At 62.8% G+C, this 17,764-nt stretch carries 19 protein-coding genes; 8 read left to right on the top strand and 11 right to left on the bottom strand.

All coding sequences use genetic code 11. From position 1 onward, the window contains the following. Window positions 1-40 precede the first annotated feature (40 nt). Entirely contained in the window at window positions 41-1,174 is a 1,134-nt protein-coding gene (locus AC1VON_RS15400; RefSeq protein ID WP_172351363.1) for a site-specific DNA-methyltransferase, read from the bottom strand. A 177-nt stretch (window positions 1,175-1,351) separates the two neighbouring features. On the opposite strand from AC1VON_RS15400, the gene AC1VON_RS15395 reads away from it, so the two are divergent. Then, window positions 1,352-2,041 carry an HAD family hydrolase gene (locus AC1VON_RS15395; protein WP_483124104.1) on the top strand — a complete coding sequence of 230 codons (690 nt, stop codon included), beginning with the start codon at window positions 1,352-1,354 and terminating at the stop codon, window positions 2,039-2,041. 42 nt (window positions 2,042-2,083) lie between these two features. On the opposite strand, the gene AC1VON_RS15390 is transcribed toward AC1VON_RS15395, so the two are convergent. Further along, entirely contained in the window at window positions 2,084-2,815 is a 732-nt protein-coding gene (locus tag AC1VON_RS15390) for a hypothetical protein (RefSeq protein ID WP_172351365.1), read from the bottom strand. Window positions 2,816-2,944: 129 nt separating this feature from the next. On the opposite strand from AC1VON_RS15390, the gene thrC reads away from it, so the two are divergent. From thrC to AC1VON_RS15370, 4 genes are read left to right on the top strand one after another with little or no spacing between them, the layout of a single operon-like run. Beyond that, window positions 2,945-4,342 (top strand): threonine synthase, encoded by a 1,398-nt coding sequence (gene thrC / locus AC1VON_RS15385; RefSeq protein WP_483124103.1) that lies wholly within the window; start codon window positions 2,945-2,947, stop codon window positions 4,340-4,342. Window positions 4,343-4,356: 14 nt separating this feature from the next. Further along, window positions 4,357-5,649 (top strand): M16 family metallopeptidase, encoded by a 1,293-nt coding sequence (locus AC1VON_RS15380; protein WP_172351367.1) that lies wholly within the window; start codon window positions 4,357-4,359, stop codon window positions 5,647-5,649. Between the two features lie 14 nt (window positions 5,650-5,663). Continuing rightward, on the top strand, window positions 5,664-6,260 hold the full coding sequence (locus AC1VON_RS15375; protein WP_056563916.1) for a GNAT family N-acetyltransferase: 597 nt from the start codon (window positions 5,664-5,666) through the stop codon (window positions 6,258-6,260). 3 nt (window positions 6,261-6,263) lie between these two features. Further along, entirely contained in the window at window positions 6,264-9,152 is a 2,889-nt protein-coding gene (locus tag AC1VON_RS15370) for an EAL domain-containing protein (protein ID WP_483124102.1), read from the top strand. A 21-nt stretch (window positions 9,153-9,173) separates the two neighbouring features. On the opposite strand, the gene AC1VON_RS15365 is transcribed toward AC1VON_RS15370, so the two are convergent. Further along, window positions 9,174-9,782: a YqgE/AlgH family protein gene (locus AC1VON_RS15365; RefSeq protein ID WP_056563921.1), complete on the bottom strand. Its 609-nt coding sequence runs from the start codon at window positions 9,780-9,782 to the stop codon at window positions 9,174-9,176. Window positions 9,783-9,953: 171 nt separating this feature from the next. Here AC1VON_RS15365 and AC1VON_RS15360 point away from each other — a divergent pair, with 171 nt between their 5' ends. The 3 genes from AC1VON_RS15360 to AC1VON_RS15350 all read left to right on the top strand — a co-directional run bounded on the left by AC1VON_RS15360 (window position 9,954) and on the right by AC1VON_RS15350 (window position 11,889). Beyond that, window positions 9,954-10,760 (top strand): protein-disulfide reductase DsbD domain-containing protein, encoded by an 807-nt coding sequence (locus AC1VON_RS15360; RefSeq protein ID WP_172351369.1) that lies wholly within the window; start codon window positions 9,954-9,956, stop codon window positions 10,758-10,760. Between the two features lie 76 nt (window positions 10,761-10,836). After that, window positions 10,837-11,319 (top strand): peroxiredoxin, encoded by a 483-nt coding sequence (locus AC1VON_RS15355; protein WP_056563927.1) that lies wholly within the window; start codon window positions 10,837-10,839, stop codon window positions 11,317-11,319. A gap of 93 nt (window positions 11,320-11,412) precedes the next feature. Next, window positions 11,413-11,889, top strand: a complete 477-nt coding sequence (locus AC1VON_RS15350) for a DUF2938 domain-containing protein (protein ID WP_172351370.1) — start codon at window positions 11,413-11,415, stop codon at window positions 11,887-11,889. A gap of 4 nt (window positions 11,890-11,893) precedes the next feature. Here the strand turns inward: AC1VON_RS15350 and AC1VON_RS15345 are convergent, their stop codons facing one another. The 8 genes from AC1VON_RS15345 to AC1VON_RS15310 form a co-directional block, all read right to left on the bottom strand. Further along, complete coding sequence (locus AC1VON_RS15345) at window positions 11,894-12,478, bottom strand: histidine phosphatase family protein (RefSeq protein WP_483124101.1); 585 nt, start codon at window positions 12,476-12,478, stop codon at window positions 11,894-11,896. A 42-nt stretch (window positions 12,479-12,520) separates the two neighbouring features. Continuing rightward, window positions 12,521-13,054: a ribonuclease HI gene (gene rnhA, locus AC1VON_RS15340; RefSeq protein ID WP_140768876.1), complete on the bottom strand. Its 534-nt coding sequence runs from the start codon at window positions 13,052-13,054 to the stop codon at window positions 12,521-12,523. Beyond that, window positions 13,051-14,028 (bottom strand): homoserine kinase, encoded by a 978-nt coding sequence (locus AC1VON_RS15335; protein WP_172351372.1) that lies wholly within the window; start codon window positions 14,026-14,028, stop codon window positions 13,051-13,053. Before AC1VON_RS15335 ends, rnhA begins: the two co-directional genes overlap by 4 nt. A gap of 5 nt (window positions 14,029-14,033) precedes the next feature. Further along, a complete protein-coding gene (gene ispH, locus AC1VON_RS15330; RefSeq protein ID WP_172351373.1) occupies window positions 14,034-15,044 on the bottom strand; it encodes a 4-hydroxy-3-methylbut-2-enyl diphosphate reductase in 1,011 nt (336 codons plus the stop codon). A gap of 118 nt (window positions 15,045-15,162) precedes the next feature. Then, a complete protein-coding gene (locus AC1VON_RS15325) occupies window positions 15,163-15,918 on the bottom strand; it encodes an SURF1 family protein (protein WP_172351374.1) in 756 nt (251 codons plus the stop codon). Beyond that, window positions 15,915-16,301, bottom strand: a complete 387-nt coding sequence (locus AC1VON_RS15320) for a DUF983 domain-containing protein (RefSeq protein ID WP_483124100.1) — start codon at window positions 16,299-16,301, stop codon at window positions 15,915-15,917. Before AC1VON_RS15320 ends, AC1VON_RS15325 begins: the two co-directional genes overlap by 4 nt. A gap of 2 nt (window positions 16,302-16,303) precedes the next feature. Further along, on the bottom strand, window positions 16,304-16,795 hold the full coding sequence (locus AC1VON_RS15315) for a L,D-transpeptidase family protein (RefSeq protein ID WP_483124099.1): 492 nt from the start codon (window positions 16,793-16,795) through the stop codon (window positions 16,304-16,306). 90 nt (window positions 16,796-16,885) lie between these two features. Beyond that, a complete protein-coding gene (locus tag AC1VON_RS15310) occupies window positions 16,886-17,764 on the bottom strand; it encodes a cytochrome c oxidase subunit 3 (RefSeq protein ID WP_172351376.1) in 879 nt (292 codons plus the stop codon).

The raw sequence follows: 17,764 nt of genomic DNA, 5'->3' as shown, positions 1-17,764 counted from the left end.
CAGATCTTGAATCAACGTGAAAGCAGCAATTGGCAGGGAGTTAGCCCCCTGCCCGCTCCATGCCGAGGCGGGCAATGCGGCGCAGTTCGTCGATCGGGGTGAGCCCACCGCTGCGCTCATAGTGCCAGAAGGTCCAGCCGTTGCAGGCATCCAGTCCCTGCACCTCGGCGCCGATCTTGTGGATCGAGCCGGCGCTGTCGCCGATCGCCACCGTGCCGTCGGCACGCACCTTGGCCGCCCAGCGCTTCTTGGCGTCATAGAGCGTGGCGCCCGGCGTCACCAGCCCGGTGTCGATCAGGCTGACGAAGGCAACGCGCGGCTCGGCGCGCTTACCGGTCAAGACCGTCAGATCGGCATCCTGCAGCGGTCGCACCGCATCGATACGCTCGTTGGCGGCGTCGATATAGGCCTGCTCGCGCTCGATGCCGACGAAATGGCGGCCAAGACGCTTGGCCACGGCGCCTGTCGTGCCGGAGCCGAAGAAAGGATCGAGCACGATGTCGCCCGGCTTGGTCGAGGCCATCATGATGCGGGCCAGCAGGGCTTCAGGCTTCTGAGTCGGGTGCAGCTTGTCGCCATTGTCGTTCTTCAGCCGCTCGCCGCCGGTGCAGATCGGGAACAGCCAGTCGGAGCGCATCTGGACATCGTCATTGGACGCCTTCAACGCTTCATAGTTGAAGGTGTAGCCCTTGCCCTTCTGGTCACGCGAGGCCCAGATCATCGTCTCATGCGCGTTCTGGAAGCGGCGCCCGCGGAAATTCGGCATCGGATTGGTCTTGCGCCAGACCACGTCGTTGAGGATCCAGAAGCCCAAATCCTGCATCTTGGCGCCGACCCGGAAGATGTTGTGGTAGGAGCCAATGACCCAGATTGTGCCGTTGGGCTTCAGCACTCGCCGCGCCGCCAGCAACCAGGCGCGGGTGAAAGCGTCGTAGGCTTCAAAACTCTCGAACTGGTCCCACTCGTCGTCGACCGCGTTGACCTTGGATTGATCGGGGCGATGCAGATCGCCGTCAAGCTGCAGGTTGTAGGGCGGATCGGCGAAGATGACGTCGATCGACTTTTCCGGCAGGCGGTCGAGCGCCGCGACGCAGTCGCCCTTCAGGATCGTGTCCAGCCATTCAGATTGCTGGGGGGCAAGGGAAAGCTCGTCGAGAAGACGCACGGCAGACATTTTTACACCCAAGGCACGCGTTACTGTTTACTCCCCGTTATGGTTACCGATCAGCGTAAATATTCGGTGAAGGCAAACGCGATCGTCCGTCAGGTTTGCGAAGGCCGGGCCATTGGTGTATGCCGCGCCGCTTGAGCCCGAGAGGCCATTCCTCCACCCTCCTTGTTCCGGATCACCATGCCCCAGCCAGACCTTGTCATCTTCGATTGCGACGGCGTGCTCGTCGATTCCGAAATCATCGCCGCGCGGGTCGAGGCAGAGTTGATAACCCTGGCCGGATACGAAATCTCGGCCGAGGAGATCGCGGAGACCTATGCGGGCCTGACGTTCAAGGACATCCTGATGCGGATCGAGGAGAAGTCCAAAATCCCGTTCCAGGCATCGCTCATCGATCGCGCGGAGGATCTGGTCGACCGCAAACTGCGAAGCGACGTCCGCGCCATCGAGGGCGTGCGCGAGGCGGTAGCCTCGGTCACGACACAGCGCTCCATCTGCTCCAACTCACGTTCGGAGCGGATCGGATTCATGCTGGAGAAGGTGCATCTGCTGCCATTTTTCGCCGGCCGTATCTTCTCGGCGCTGGAGATACCGAGCAAAAAGACCAAGCCCGCCCCGGATGTGTTCCTGTTCGCGGCGGAAAAACTCGGCGCGAATCCGGCGAACACCTTCGTCATCGAGGATTCCGTGCACGGCGTCACCGGCGCAAGGGCAGCCGGCATGCGCGTGATCGGCTTCACCGGCGCCAGCCACAGCTATCCCGGCCATGCCGACGCGCTGACAGAGGCCGGCGCCGAGACGGTGATCCGCCGCTGGGCGGAGCTGAAAAGCGTGATCGCGGCATTATCGGAATGGTCGGCTGACGCCTGAGACGCGGGCGCCCGGGCGGACGCACGCTGTGCCTATGACCGCTCAGTTCGTCGCGGCGGCCTTCTTCCTGTGGGTCTTCTTCGGCTTGTCGGTGGTCCCCTTCGGCGCGGTTTCGTCATAGCCGGCATAGGCCTGATAATCCTGCGCCGTCGGCGCCGGCACCACGACATTGGAATCGGTGAAGACGAACTGGGTGGCGACCGAGGGATCGGTGACATGGACCTGATACTGGTGGATCTGCGAGTAGAGCACGTCGGTGCCGTGCATCACCGCGGTGCGGATCGGCATGGTGATGGTGCCGGGCGAGAACTTGGGTCCCGGCACGATCTTGCCGGCGACCGCTATCTTCATCGTCATCTGCCCGTCGGCACGGCTGCAGTCGCGGGTCACGTCGGCAATCGACGCCTGGTAAATGATCCTCGCCGAATCATCGGGGGGAGTGGCAGCGGCGGCGTCGGCAGCAGCCTGGGCAGCGGCATCCGCCGCGGCGTCGCCTGTCTTCTTGACTTTGGGCTTGGCCTTCTTGACCTCGTTGGCATAGGTGTTGAAGAAGGCCGTACCGTCGCGCACCGTTACCCTCGGGCAATAGGCGTTCAACTGGCTGGCCAGGACCTTGGGATCCTGCGGCGGCGGTGGCGCTGCCGGGTCCTTCTTCTTGCCGAAGCCGAGGTCAAGGATGCCATTGTCGCCCGATTGGCAGCCGGCGGCGGCGAGCATAAAGCCGGTGAGCGCAAGACCCGCCAAAAAGCGGCCACGTGATGTACGAAACGCCATGAAACTGCACTTCCCTCTCGTAAAGCTGGTGACGTATATCAACGGCGCGGCAAAAATGCGACTGGAGCCGGCACAGAAATTAACCACCTTGTGGTGAACGGAAGAGCCGAGCAGCAACGGGACTGAGACATGCAATATGTGAGTACGCGCGGCGAGGCGCCCGCGCTTGGATTTTCCGATGCCGTGCTGGCCGGCCTGGCCCGCGATGGCGGGCTCTACGTACCACGCGAGTGGCCGCACTTCTCGGCAGCCGACATCCGTGCCATGCGAGGCCTTGCCTATCCCGACCTTGCCATACGCGTGCTGACGCCGTTCCTTGGTGGCGAGATCCCAACTCCGGTCTTCGAACGCCTGGTGCGTGAAGCCTATGCCACCTTCCGCCACGAAGCGGTCTGCCCGCTGGTCCAGACCGGCCCCAACACTTTTGTCCTCGAACTCTTCCATGGGCCGACGCTGGCGTTCAAGGACGTGGCAATGCAGCTGCTCGCTCGGCTGATGGATCATGTGCTTGCCGAACGCGACCAGCATGCCACCATTGTCGGCGCCACTTCAGGCGATACCGGCGGCGCGGCCATCGACGCCTTTGCCGGGCGCAGCCGAACCGACATCTTCATCCTTTTCCCGCATGGCCGCGTTTCGCCAGTGCAGCAGCGGCAGATGACGACGTCGAAGGCTGAAAACGTCCATGCGTTGGCGATCGAAGGCAATTTCGACGACTGCCAGGGCCTGCTCAAGGACATGTTCAACGACCACGCTTTCCGTGACCGGGTGGCCCTGTCGGGGGTCAACTCAATCAACTGGGCCCGCATCATGGCCCAGATCGTCTACTATTTCTCATCGGCCCTGTCGCTCGGCGCACCGGACAGGTCGGTGTCATTCACGGTGCCGACCGGCAATTTCGGCGATATCTTTGCCGGCTACGCCGCCAAGAAGATGGGCCTGCCGATCGAACGGCTGGTCATCGCCACCAACGACAACGACATATTGGCCCGCACCTTCGCCACCGGCGAATACCGCACCAAAGGCGTCTTCGCCACCACGTCGCCATCGATGGATATCCAGGTGTCGTCGAATTTCGAACGCCTGCTGTTCGAGGCCTCGAACCGCGACGCGACGACCGTGCGGCGCTACATGGATGGCCTGAAGCAGTCCGGCGCCTTCACCATTGAAGCCCGCGAAATCAACAGGATGCGGTCCGAATTCGACGCCGGCCGTGCCACCATGGACGAGGTCGCCGCCACCATCCGCTCGACGCTCGCGGCCAGCAATTATCTTCTGGATCCGCATACCGCCGCGGCCGTGCATGTCGCGGCCGGCAAAACATCAGGCGCCGTGCCGATGGTGGTGCTGGGCACCGCCCATCCCGCGAAATTTCCGGCCGCCGTCGAGGCCGCCAGCGGCGTCTCGCCCGCCCTGCCCGCATGGCTAGGGGGATTGATGACATTTGAGGAAAAATACACGGTACTTCCATCCGACCTGAAAATGGTGGAAGATTACGTCAGTCGCCGCGCGCGGGCGGCGCGTTAGGGAGTACGAGCCATATGGGTGTTGAGGTAAGCCGTCTGTCGAACGGCCTGACAGTCGCCACCGAAACCCTTCCAAGTATCGAATCGGTTGCCTTGGGTGCCTGGGTCAAGTCCGGCGCCCGCAATGAACGTGACGAAGAGCATGGCATGGCCCATCTGCTCGAGCATATGGCGTTCAAGGGCACAAAGCGGCGAAGCGCTTTCGAAATCGCCTCGGAAATCGAGGATGTCGGCGGCGAGATCAACGCCGCCACCAGCGTCGAGACCACGTCCTACTATGCCAGGGTGCTGTCCGACGACGTGCCGCTGGCGGTCGATATCCTTGCCGACATCCTGCAGGAGTCCGAATTCGACCCGCAGGAGCTCGAGCGCGAGCAGCATGTGATCCTGCAGGAGATCGGCGCCGCGCACGACACACCAGACGATATCGTCTTCGACCGTTTCACCGAGACGGCCTTTCGCCACCAGACCATCGGCCGCTCTATCCTGGGCACGCCGGAAACCGTCAAATCCTTCACTTCCAAGCAGTTGCACGACTTCATCGAACGCCAATATGGCGCCGAGCGGATGGTGATCGTGGCCGCGGGCGACATCAAGCACGACAATTTCGTGCGCGAGGTCGAGAAGCAGCTCGGCGGCTTTCGCAGCAAGGCCGACAGCACCATTCCGCAATATGCGCAGTATGTCGGCGGCGATTTCCGCGAGGACCGCGACCTGATGGACGCGCAGATCGTGCTGGGCTTCGAGGGCCGCGCCTACCATGTGCGCGACTTCTACGCCTCGCAGGTTCTGTCGATGATCCTCGGCGGCGGCATGTCGTCGCGCCTGTTCCAGGAAGTCCGCGAGAAACGTGGCCTCTGCTACTCGGTCTATGCTTTCCACTGGGGCTTTTCCGACACCGGCATATTCGGCGTCCACGCCGCGACCGGCCAGAGCGACATTGCCGAACTGGTACCTGTCATCATCGACGAACTGCAGAAGGCCGGAGAGAGCATCCTGCAGGAAGAACTCGACCGCGCGCGTGCCCAGTATCGCGCTGGGCTGATCATGTCGGCCGAAAGCCCGGCCAGCCGTGCCTCGCAGATCGCGCGGCAACTGCTCTTGTTCGGCAGGCCGATCGCCAAGGAGGAATTGATGGAGCGCCTCTCGGCGCTTACGGTGGAGCGGCTGACCGACCTGTCGTCGCGGATGTTCTCGACCAAGCCGACACTTACCGCTGTCGGGCCTGTTGGTACGCTGGCGCCATATGAGGCGATTCTCGATTCGCTTCCGGGCACGCAGACCATGGCCCGCAGGCTCGCCGTCTAAGTCCCCAAAGCGTCGTGTTCGCGCTCCCTTTCTTTCGCCGTGACCTGCCGGCGCTGAAGGGTAACCTCGTTACGCTTCGCGTTCCATTCACCAATGACTACCGTGAATGGTCGACGTTGCGCGGCGAAAGCCGGGCATTCCTGGAGCCGTGGGAGCCGCGCTGGACTCCCGATGAACTCGACCGCACGGCATGGCGCCTGCGCATCTCACGCTATCGCGAGGATTATGCGCAAGGGACCGCGATCGCCTTCTTCATCTTCGAGAAGTCGAGCGGCAAGCTGGCCGGCGGAATCACGCTCGGCAACATACGCCATGGTGTCTCGCAAAGCGGCCATGTCGGCTACTGGATCGGCGAGCGCTTCGGCGGCCGCGGGCTGATGACCGACGCGGTCAAGGTCGTGGCCCGCTTTGCCTTCGATACGCTGAGGTTGCACCGGATCGAAGCGGCCTGTATTCCCGACAATATCCGGTCGGTCCGCGTGCTTGAAAAAGCCGGATTCCGGCGCGAAGGACTCTTACGATCCTATCTCAGGATCAACGGCATCTGGCAGGACCACTATCTCTACGCCCGGATCGCGGACGATCCGCCGAGCGCTGGAACGAAGGACTGATTTTTGACGAATTTCCTGCGCAACGGGCCGCTGTTCGCCTTTGTCCTCGCGGCAATCCTGACGCTGTGCGCGGCATCGTCGGCCTTTGCCGTCGAACCAATCAAGATCGCCCGCGACGACGTTGCGCTCGACCTGTCGCGCGCCTTCGAGATCTACCGCAACCAGGGTGAGAACTTCCAGGTGTCGACGGCGCCCGGGCCAGACGGCATCGTGCGGCGCATCGAGGTCGAGGCCAATGACGCGCGCTCGACCGGCGACTGGGCGGTGTTCGCGCTGGCCAACACCACCGACCAGCAGCTCGACAGGCTGATCGTGGCGCCGCATTTCCGTCTGGTCAATTCCGGCATCTTCTGGCCCGATCTTGGCGCCACCCGCATTGCCGCCATCACGCCCAGCGAGGGCTTCGCGCTCGACCGCCAGACCAGCCCAGACGCAGATGTGTTCCGGGTGACACTGAACCCGGGAACGGTGATCACCTTCATCGCCGAACTCGCCTCGCCCAAGCTGCCGCAGGTGTATCTCTGGGAGCCGGAAGCCTACAAGGATTCGGTCAACTCCTATACGCTGTTTCGCGGCATCGTCATCGGCATCGCCGGTCTGCTGGCACTCTTCCTGACCATCCTTTTCGTGGTCAAGGGGACCTCCATGTTCCCGGCGACCGCAGCCCTCGCCTGGGCGGTGCTTGCCTATATCTGCGTCGATTTCGGCTTCCTCAACAAAGTCATCGAGATTTCGCCCGGCAATGAGCAGATGTGGCGAGCTGGTACGGAGGTGGCGCTTGCCGCGACCTTCGTGGTGTTCCTGTTCGCCTATCTCAACCTCAACCGATGGCACGGCCATTTCAGCTATGGCGCCCTGGTCTGGATCCTTGGGCTGCTCTTGATCGCCGGTGTCGCCATCGTCGATCCGGCGGTCGCAGCCGGCATCGCCCGTATCTCCTTTGCCGCCACCGCATTGACCGGGCTCGGGCTGATCATCTTCCTCGGGATTCGTGGTTATGATCGTGCGATCATGCTGGTGCCCAGTTGGGTCATGGTGCTGTTGTGGCTATGCGGGTCGTGGATGGCGATCACCGGCATGCTCGACAACGACATCGCCCAGCCGGCACTCGGCGGTGGGCTGATCCTGATCATCCTGTTGATCGGCTTCACCGTCATGCAGCACGCCTTTGCCGGCGGTGCGCTGCATCAGGGACTGTTCTCCGACCTCGAACGCCAGGCGCTGGCGGTTGCCGGGTCGGGCGACACGGTGTGGGACTGGGACGTTCTGCGCGACCGCGTGGTCACCAAGCCCGATGTCAGCATCCAGCTCGGCCTGGCGCCCAACAGCCTGGGGGGTGCGGCGCGCAACTGGCTGCCGGTGCTGCACGCCGACGACCGCGACACCTTCCGCACGACGCTCGACGTGGTGCTCGAGCATCGCCGTGGCCGGGTGGCGCAGAATTTCCGCCTGCGCGGGGCTGACGGGCACTATCACTGGTTCAATTTGCGGGCTCGACCGGTCATCGGATCGGACGGCGAGGTCATCCGCTGCGTCGGCACCATGGTCGACGTCACCGAGCAGAAGAAGTCCGAGGAGCGGCTGCTGCACGACGCCGTGCACGACAACCTGACCGGCCTGCCGAACCGCGAATTGTTCATGAACCGGCTGGAAGCGATCATCTCGATCGCGCGCACCGAAGAGAAGGTGCGTCCGACCGTCTTCGTCATCGACATAGACCGCTTCAAGCAGGTCAATGACGGGCTCGGCATCTCGGCCGGCGACACCATCCTGCTCACCATAGCGCGCCGCCTGCACCGGCTGCTCAAGCCGAAGGATTCACTGTCGCGCTTCGCCGGCGATCAGTTCGCGCTGATGCTGCTGTCCGAACAGGACCCTGCCCGCATCGCCGGTGTGGCGGATGCCATCAAGCACGCGATCAACAACCCGATCACCTTTGCCAAGCGCGAGATCGTGCTGACCGCCTCGATCGGCCTGATCACCTGGACCTCGGCCCAGACGTCGGCCGAGGACATGGTCAAGGACGCCGAGCTTGCCATGCACCAGGCCAAGCGTTTTGGCGGCGACAGGATCGAGCCGTTCCGCCCGGCTTTCCGCACCGTCGGAACCGACCGGCTGCAGTTTGAATCCGATTTGCGGCGCGCCATCGAACGGCGCGAATTCACGCTGGCCTACCAACCCATCGTGCGCCTGGAAGATGGCAGCGTTGCCGGCTTCGAAGCCTTGCTACGCTGGGATCATCCACGTCGCGGCATGATCCCGCCGGCGGACTTCATCCCAGTCGCCGAAAGCTGCGGGCTGATCGTGCAGCTTGGGCTGTTCGCCATGCAACAGGCGGCCGAGGATCTCGCTGGATGGCAGAAGCAGATCGGTGATGCGCCGCTGTCGGTCTCGGTCAACCTGTCCAGCCGTCAGCTCATCCGCCGCGACCTGGTCAGCGATGTCCGCTCGGTCATCGCGCGGGCCAATCTGAAGCCGCGCTGTTTCCGGCTGGAACTCACCGAGTCCCTGGTCATGGATAATCCCGAACAGACCGCCCATGTGCTGACCAAGCTGAAGCAGCTTGGCATCGGCTTGTCGCTGGACGATTTCGGCACCGGCTATTCCTCGCTCGCCTATCTGACGCGGTTCCCGTTCGACACCATCAAGATCGACAAGAGTTTTGTCGACGACAACACGCCCAAGCGCGCTGTCCTGCTCAAATCCATGGTCAACATGGCGCATGAGCTCGGTCTGTCAGTGGTTGCCGAAGGCATATCGGACGAGCGCGACGCGCTGGAACTGCGCCAGATGGGTTGCGAATACGTCCAAAGCTTCATGTTCGGCGCGCCGATGCCGGGCGACCAGGTGCTGAAGACGTTGAAGGAACAGTATCCGCTGACGCAGGCGTGATGCGTCCAAGCTTCGGCAGCTTCAGGCGTGACCGGCGGCCAGGCTGAGATGGGCGAGATCAATGCCGATCGAGGCGAGAATTCGATCGTATTTGCGCTCGATATCGGCGTCGAACAGAAGCCCGGGGCTGGCCGGGCAGGTCAGCCAGCCATTCTCGGCGATCTCGGTTTCCAGTTGGCCGGCGCCCCAGCCCGAATAACCCAGTGCCATCAGCGCATGGCGCGGGCCGCGGCCCGACGATATGGCGCGCAAAATGTCGACCGTCGCCGTCAGGCAGATATCGTCGGAAACGGTCAGCGACGATTCCACGCGATAGTCGCCGGAATGCAGCACAAAGCCCCGGCTGCGATCGACAGGGCCGCCATTGCGCACGACGAAATCGCGCGCCTGCGCCGGCAGGCGGATCGCCTCCTGCTCGTTCATGATGCCGAGTTGCACGAGAAGGTCCGGAAACAGCATCTGCTGTGTCTGATTGATGATCAGGCCCATCGCGCCTTCATCGCTGTGCGCGCAGATGTAGATGACCGAGCGCGTGAAACGGTCGTCCTTCATGCCGGGCATGGCAATCAGGAACTGATCGTCGAGAAAGCCGCGTCCAGCGGCCGTCTTCTTGTGGCGCAACAAGTCCATGGCAGGGAGGGTACCGTGTTTCCCGGGCGCCGAAAAGATGTGCCGCGCCGGATTCGACCAAAGCCCATGTTGCCCGTGGGCCCTGGCTTGCCACCGGGGGTCACGCAAATATGATGCCGGCAAGGCCATGAAATCATTGCACCGCCACGAACGGACGATCAAATCACCGCCATGCAAAGCTTGAAAATCCTGCTGCTCGGCGCCGCCATCGGATCGGCGACCGTCCTCCCCGCCTCCGCTTCCTCATCCGCATGGTACAACAGCGAGGGCGGCAAGGTGCGGCTGGTGACATCAGGCAAGCCGGACGAGGCCGGCCGCATCCAGGGCGTGCTCGACATAGCGCTCAAGCCCGGCTGGAAGACCTATTGGCGCGATCCGGGTGACGCCGGCGTGCCGCCGCAACTCGACATTTCGGCCAGCACCAATATCGCCGATGCCGCCCTCTCGTTTCCGGCGCCCCAACGCCACGACGATGGCTATGGCAAATGGGCCGGCTACAATTACCCGGTTTCGCTGCCTGTGACATTCACGCTGGCGACGCCGAACCAACCGGCGGTCATCGACGCCGATATCTTTCTCGGCATTTGTGAAACGATCTGCATCCCCGTGCAGACGCGGCTGACCGTCGACCCCACTTCCGATCCCGACAATGCCGACGACGCAGCCTTGGTGAAGGCGAGTTTCACAGCCTTGCCGGCGCCGGCAAAGCCTGATTTCGGCATCAACGTGCTGCCGGGCGATCACGAGACACTGGTTGTCGAGGCAAGCTTTCCCGGTGACCCGGAGGCGGCGGATTTCTTCGTCGCCGGCGAGCGGGACTACATGTTCGGCACCCCTTCCCGCAGCGAGAAGGACGGCAAGCTGATCTTCACCGTACCGATCCTCGACCGTCCTTCGACAACGCCCACGGATGGCGGACTTCACTACACGCTGACGAGTTCGGCGGGCGCGGTCGAAGGACTGCTGCCTTTCCCTTGACGCCTCGATGGTTGCAGGAAGCCGCCGAGTTCGCTACGCAAGCACGCACTCTTCCCATTCCCCAAGCGAGGAACTCATGACCATTTCCGTTGGCGACAAGCTGCCCGAGGCGACCTTCAAGACAATGACCGCCGATGGCGCCAAGGCGATCACGTCAGCCGAGATTTTCCCGGGCAAGAAGGTGGTTCTGTTCGGTGTTCCCGGTGCCTTCACGCCGACCTGCAGCAACAACCATCTGCCCGGCTATCTCGAAAACCATGACGCCATCCTGGCGCGTGGCGTCGACACCATCGCCGTCGTTTCGGTCAACGACGTTCATGTCATGGGTGCCTGGGCCCGCTTCACCGGCGGTGAGGGCAAGATCCTGTTCCTCGCAGACGGCAACGGCGATTTCGCCAAGGCGGTCGGCCTTGATGCCGATTATTCCGGTGGCGGCATGGGCCTGCGCTCGAAGCGGTTTTCCATGGTCGTCGACGACGGCAAGGTGACCGCGGTCAATGTCGAGACCAAGCCCGGCGTCGACGAGTCCGGTGCGGCTCATATTCTCGGACAGCTCTGAGCTTCGACGATCGCGTCGGGCGAGGCCGCGACGGCTGACCTCGCCCAAACCGCTTGCACTCCAGAACTGCCGATTTTCGGGGGATCCCCAGCAATGTTTGACGTCTTCTGGCGCGCTATCGCGATTGGCGTCGGCGCCACGGCGCTGATGGATCTCTGGGCCATCTTCCTGCACAAGGCGTTCGGCCAGCCACGGCCGAATTGGGGACCGGTCGGGCGCTGGGTCTGGCATCTCGGTGACAAGGTCTTTCACGATGATATCGGCGATGCAGCGCCCTACGCACACGAAGTGGCGCTGGGCTGGGCCTTTCACTATTTCGTCGGCATCGTCTACGGCATCATCCTGGTGGTGGTGGCTGGTGCGGGCTGGCTTGCCGCGCCGACCTTCCTGCCGGCCTTCATCCTCGGCATCGTCACCGTCGGTGCCGGCTGGTTCCTGCTGGCGCCCGGCATGGGAGCGGGGTGGGCAGCCTCGAAGCGACCCAATCCCATGCGGATTCGGGCGCTCAACCTGGTCTCGCACACAGTGTTCGCACTCGGGCTTTGGGGCACCGCGCTGCTGATCCGCTAAGGATTCAGGGCTGTTCCAGTCTATCGATCGGCCGCCATCCGTGGATGACGTGACGCGCGCCGATATCGTAGGCAAAATAGTTGCCGCCGCCGGCCGGCTGATCCGCTTCGCGGCTGATCTCCCGCCCGCTGAGGGAGAGAAGGAGGAGCGTTCCTACGCCTCCATGGCCCACAATAGTAACGTCGCCAGCGTCATGGATGCCGAGCAGGGCGCTGACCTCGCTCACGATACGATGCTGCGCATCAATTGCCCGCTCCCACCCGCGAATGCTTTTGCGCGGATTGGCGAAGAACTGGTCGGCGACTGCTTCGAACTCCAGTGGCGGCAGGAAACCTGTCGCCGACCGGTCATTCTCATGCGTCCGTTCTCTCACCTCGACGGCAAGGCCGACATGTCTTGCGAGGATCTCAGCGGTTTCTATCGCCTTGCGTTCAGACGAAGATACGATGCGCCGTATCGATCCGACCCACGGTTGATCGAGCATCACAATCGCTCGTGCACGCCCAAAACCGGATAGACCCCATTCCGGCACGGGAACAGTGGCATCGACTTGAACCTGGGGATGCGTCACATAGTAGAGGTTCGGCATGGTCGAGAGGTTACTGCCTGAGCACGGACCAGTTGCCGGAAATCAATAGCTCTGTGTCGAACGACGCGCTTTCGTGGCCGGCGGCTGTTTTGCCTGGACATCCGGCCTCGGCGCTGACCCCGCCGGCTTGAAGGAGCCTTTCTTGAACGGCGCCATGCCTTCCCTGGCCAACTCGTCGGCGCGTTCGTTCTCGGTATGGCCGGCATGGCCCTTGACCCAGTTCCAGGTCACTTTGTGGCGCCGGTTGGCTTCGTCGAGCGCCTGCCACAGCTCACCATTCTTGACCGGCTTCTTGTCGGCGGTCTTCCAGCCGTTCTTCTTCCAGCCATGGATCCATTTGGAAATGCCGTCCATGACATATTTGCTGTCGGTATGAAGTTCGACCGTGCAAGGCTCCTTCAGCGCATTGAGCGCCGAGATGGCGGCCAGCAACTCCATGCGGTTGTTGGTGGTCTCGGCCTCGCCGCCCGAAAGTTCCTTGGTGGTACCGTTGAAGCGCAAGATGGCACCCCAGCCGCCAGGGCCGGGATTGCCCGAACAGGCGCCGTCGGTGAAGATTTCAACCTGTTTGCTCATGATACCCCGTATTCGGCCAATCCATATTCCGAAGCAGATTTGATTGCCCGATGGAATCGCATCCGTCTGATGTATTCGGCCGGGTCCCGCTTCATGACCAGGCCACCATCGGGAACGGTGAGCCAGTCGTAGAGCCGGGTCAACATGAAGCGCAGGGCCGAGCCGCGCGCCAGCATCGGAAGTGCTGCCTTTTCCTGATCGCTCAGGGGCCGCACGCTCTGATAGCCGGCGAGCAGCGCCTTGCCCTTGGTGAGATTGAAGGAAAAGTCCTTCTCGAAGCACCAGGCGTTGAGGCAGGTGGCGACGTCGTAGGCATAGAGATCGTTGCAGGCGAAATAGAAGTCGATCAGGCCGGAGAGCTTTTCGCCGAGGAAAAACACGTTGTCCGGGAAAAGATCGGCATGGATGATGCCTTCGGGGAGGCCCTTCGGCCAGTTCCGCTCGAAATCGGCGAAGTCGGCATCGACCTCGGCCGCCAGGCCCGGCTCAACCTCGTCGGCCCGGCCACGGGCTGCGGTCCACAGCTTGCGCCAGCCGTCGATGGCCAGCGCGTTGGGACGGGTCATCGAAAAATCGGCTCCAGCCAGGTGCAGGGCGGCCAGCGCCTTGCCGACCTCGGCGCAATGCGTGGCTGTCGGCCGTCGCAGCGAAAGCCCTTCGAGGAAGGTGATGATGACCGCCGGGCGGCCGGCCAGTGTGCCGATGACGCTGCCGTCATGCGCTGTCACCGGCAGCGGGCAGGACACCCCCTTGTTGGCGAGATGGCCCATCAGCCCAAGGAAGAAGGGCAGGTCCGCCTTCTCGACGCGCTTCTCATAGAGCGTCAGGATGTAGGAACCCGTGGAGGTGTGCAGCAGGAAGTTCGAATTCTCGGTGCCTTCGGCGATGCCCTTGTAGGACAGGAGATCGCCAACCGGGTAGTGCTTCAGGAAAGCGCCGAGTTCGCCCTCCGCAACATCGGTGTAGACCGCCATGTGCCTTACGCGGCTCCATTGACGAAGGCCATGTCGGCAGGCGTCAGTTCGACATCGCGCAATACCCGCATGACCGGAAAATCCTCCGTTTCGGTGGCCGTGACGGCCAGGTCGATGGTAACATCGAAGCGCTGGCGGAACGCGTCGATGATCTCGTCGACGATGATCTCCGGCGCGGATGCCCCAGCCGACAGGCCAAGGGTCGAAATGTTGCCGATGTTATTCCACGGAATCTCGGCGGCACGCTGCACGAGAAGCGACATCGTGGCGCCGGCACGCTCCGCGACCTCGACAAGGCGGCGCGAATTGGAGGAATTCGGGGCGCCGACGATCAGGTAGAGATCAGCTCCCGGCGCGGTGTCCTTGACCGCTTCCTGGCGATTGGTGGTGGCGTAGCAGATCGATTCCGCCGCGGGCGCCTGAAGGTCGGGAAAACGGTCCTGCAGCGCACGGATGATGCCGGCGGTGTCCTCGACCGACAGCGTGGTCTGGGTGACGAAGCCAAGCGCCTTCGGATCGGTTGGCACAAGCATGGCCGCGTCGGCCTCGGTCTCGATCAACGTGACCGCGCCCTCGGGCAATTGCCCCATCGTGCCGATCACCTCTGGGTGTCCGGCATGGCCGATCAACAGCACATGGCGGCCAAGCCGCTGATGGCGCATGGCCTGCTTGTGGACCTTCGAGACCAGCGGACAGGTGGCGTCCAGATAGAACAGGTTGCGCGCCTGCGCGTCCGCCGGCACCGATTTGGGCACGCCATGCGCCGAGAAGACGACCGGCGACTGCCGATGCTCGGGCGGGATTTCGGAAAGCTCCTCGATGAAGACGGCGCCAAGGCTTTGCAGTCCTTCGACGACGTAGCGGTTGTGCACGATCTCGTGGCGGACATAGACCGGCGCGCCATATTTCTTCAGCGCCAGCACGACGATCTGGATGGCACGGTCGACGCCGGCGCAGAAACCGCGAGGCTGGCAGAGCCGTATCGTCAGAGGAGGCTTGGCGGTTGTCTGAAGCATTGAATCCTGGCCGGTTAGTCAGCGCCGAAATGAGGTGCCTACCCCTGCCCTGTCAAGGGCATCGGTAGAAAGGGGGCGTTAGTAGAAAGGGACACCGGTAGAAAAGCGGCTCGCGCGTTCATTCCTCTTTCGCGGGACGGCGAAGCCGCAGGATGAGCACGGCTGCGAGTGCTGCGGCAAGCCCATACCAGGTGACGGCATATTGCAGGTGGCTGTTCGGCAGGTCGATGATGGTGACGCCTCCGATCGGCAGACCGCCGGGATTCGGCGTCTTGTCCGCATCGATGAAGATCGGCACCAGCGTGAACCCGGCAGGCAGGCCGGCGCTCGCCGCCATGACGTCGCGGTCCTTCCAGTAGAAGATGTTCTTCGCCACGTCATTGTCAGGAAGCATCATCGACGGTTTTGCCGGCAGCGGATTGCGGGCAAGGCCGGTGACCGTGACCTTGCCGGTCACCTGTCCCTTGTTCCGCTTGGCGGCGTCCTTCAGATCATAAGGCACGAAGCCACGATTGATCAGCACGAAGCGGCCATCGTCGAGGGCAAGGGGCGTGTAGACGTTGAAGCCGGCCTCGCCTTCCCAGGTCGCATAGAAATGCCGCTCGCCCGAATGCAGGAACGTCCCGGAGACCGTGACCGGCGTGTAGTCGACATCGCCGGTCGAGGTGAATTCCTTCTCGACCTCGGCCAGCGGCACAGGCGCGGAGTGGGTGCGTCGATCGATGGTCTGCAGAAGGCCTTCTTTCCAGTGCAGGCGCTGGACCTGCCAGGTGCCGAGCGCCAGAAGGATTAAAAGCAGCAGCAGGCCAAGGCCGAGCAGCAACGCCGATCGCGGCCGCGAACGGCCACGATCCTTGACGGAGGCCTCGCTCATTCGCTGTGGTCCAGCCGGCCTTCGGCCGCCTTGTTGGCATATTGCAGGGTGAGCAGCACTCCCTTGATCAGCCGCAGCGCCGTCAGGCACAGCACCAGGGCCAGCGGAATCCATATCAGCAGATGCAGCCAGAGCGGCGGGCTCAGCGTCACTTCGATCCAGAGAGCCAAGCCGACGATGATAAAGCCGATGATCAGGATGACGAAGACCGCCGGCCCGTCGCCGGCATCGGCGAAGGAATAGTCGAGGCCGCAATTGATGCAGCGCTTGCCGACGGTGAGGAACCCGGAAAACAGCCGCCCCTCGCCGCAGCGTGGGCAGCGGCCATGCAGGCCAGCCGAAATCGGATCGATCGGAGGCCAGATCGCTTTGTCGTCATTCATGGTTATTTCTCGATCTCGATCGGTGTCCCATCGGTCACCATTGCCCAGATGTCGTCCATGTCGGAATCCGTAACGGCAATGCAGCCATCGGTCCAGTCGACCAATTGAAGCAGCCAGCCCCACCAGCCGAAACCATTCGGCTGGCCATGGATCATGATCATGCCACCAGCGTCGACATTGCGCGCCTTCGCGGCCGCCAGATCGCCGGCATTGGGATAGGAGATGTGGATCGACTTGTGCGCGATGCTGTTGGGGTTGCGCCAGTCGAGAATATAGCGGCCTTCGGGCGTGCGCTGATCGCCCTCCTGGCGTTTGTGGCCGAAGGGATCTCCGCCGAGCGCGATACCGTAGCTGCGCAGGACCTTGCCGTCGCCGACCAGTTCGAGCCGCCGTTCCGCCTTGCGGACACGCACCAAATCGACCTTCTCAGCCGCAAGGGCCGGAAACGCCAGGAGAATAAATGCACAAATCGCCCAGGAAACTGTCCGCCGCATCGGCAACCGATGGGCGATCATTGCGCCGAAAAGAAGAAGGCGGCCCGTCGCCGTGGCCGCCTTCCAGAATCCAAATGTTGAAGGCCCGGATCAGTGGCCTTCGATCACCGCGCCGACCGATCCCCAGACATAGATCGATGCAAACAGGAACAGCCAGACCACGTCGACGAAGTGCCAGTACCAGGCGGCCGCCTCGAAGCCGAAATGCTGCTTGGGGGTAAAGTCGCCCTTCATCGCCCGGATCAGGCAGACCAGCAGGAAGATGGTGCCGATGATGACATGGAAGCCGTGGAAGCCCGTCGCCATGAAGAAGGTCGCGCCGTAGATGGAATCCCTGAAGGCGAACGGAGCGTGCATGTACTCGTAGGCCTGCACCATGGTGAACAGCATGCCGAGGCCGACGGTCAGCACCAGGCCGTTGATCAGCCCCTTGCGATCGCCATGCAGCAGCGAATGGTGCGCCCAGGTGACCGTGGTGCCCGACAGCAGCAGAATAACGGTGTTGTAGAGCGGCAAATGGAAGGGATCGAGAACTTCCATGCCCTTCGGCGGCCAGACGCCACCGGTAAAGGCGGTGCGGGCATATTGCTGCGCCTCGCTCGGAAACAGGCTGGCGTCGAAATAAGCCCAGAACCAGGCGACGAAGAACATCACCTCCGATGCGATGAACATGATCATGCCGTAGCGCAGATGCAGCGACACGACGCGCGTGTGATGCCCCTCATGCGCTTCCTTGATCGTATCCGACCACCAGGCGAACATGGTGTAGAGCACGATCACGAGACCGATGAAGAACAGCCACGGATTGGCGATGTTGAAGCCGAAGATCGGGAACGATCCACCCTTCAGATATTCCATCAGGGCGACACCGCCAAAGGCGGTGACGAGCGCCCCTACCGACCCCAGGAAAGGCCACGGGCTCGGGTCGACGAGATGATAGTCGTGATGTTTTGCGTGCGCGTCTGCCAT

The sequence above is a fragment of the Mesorhizobium sp. HAY1-8B genome (assembly GCF_056868045.1).
Note: the sequence above shows the minus strand (reverse complement) of the source record. Positions and strands in the feature narration are given on the sequence as shown.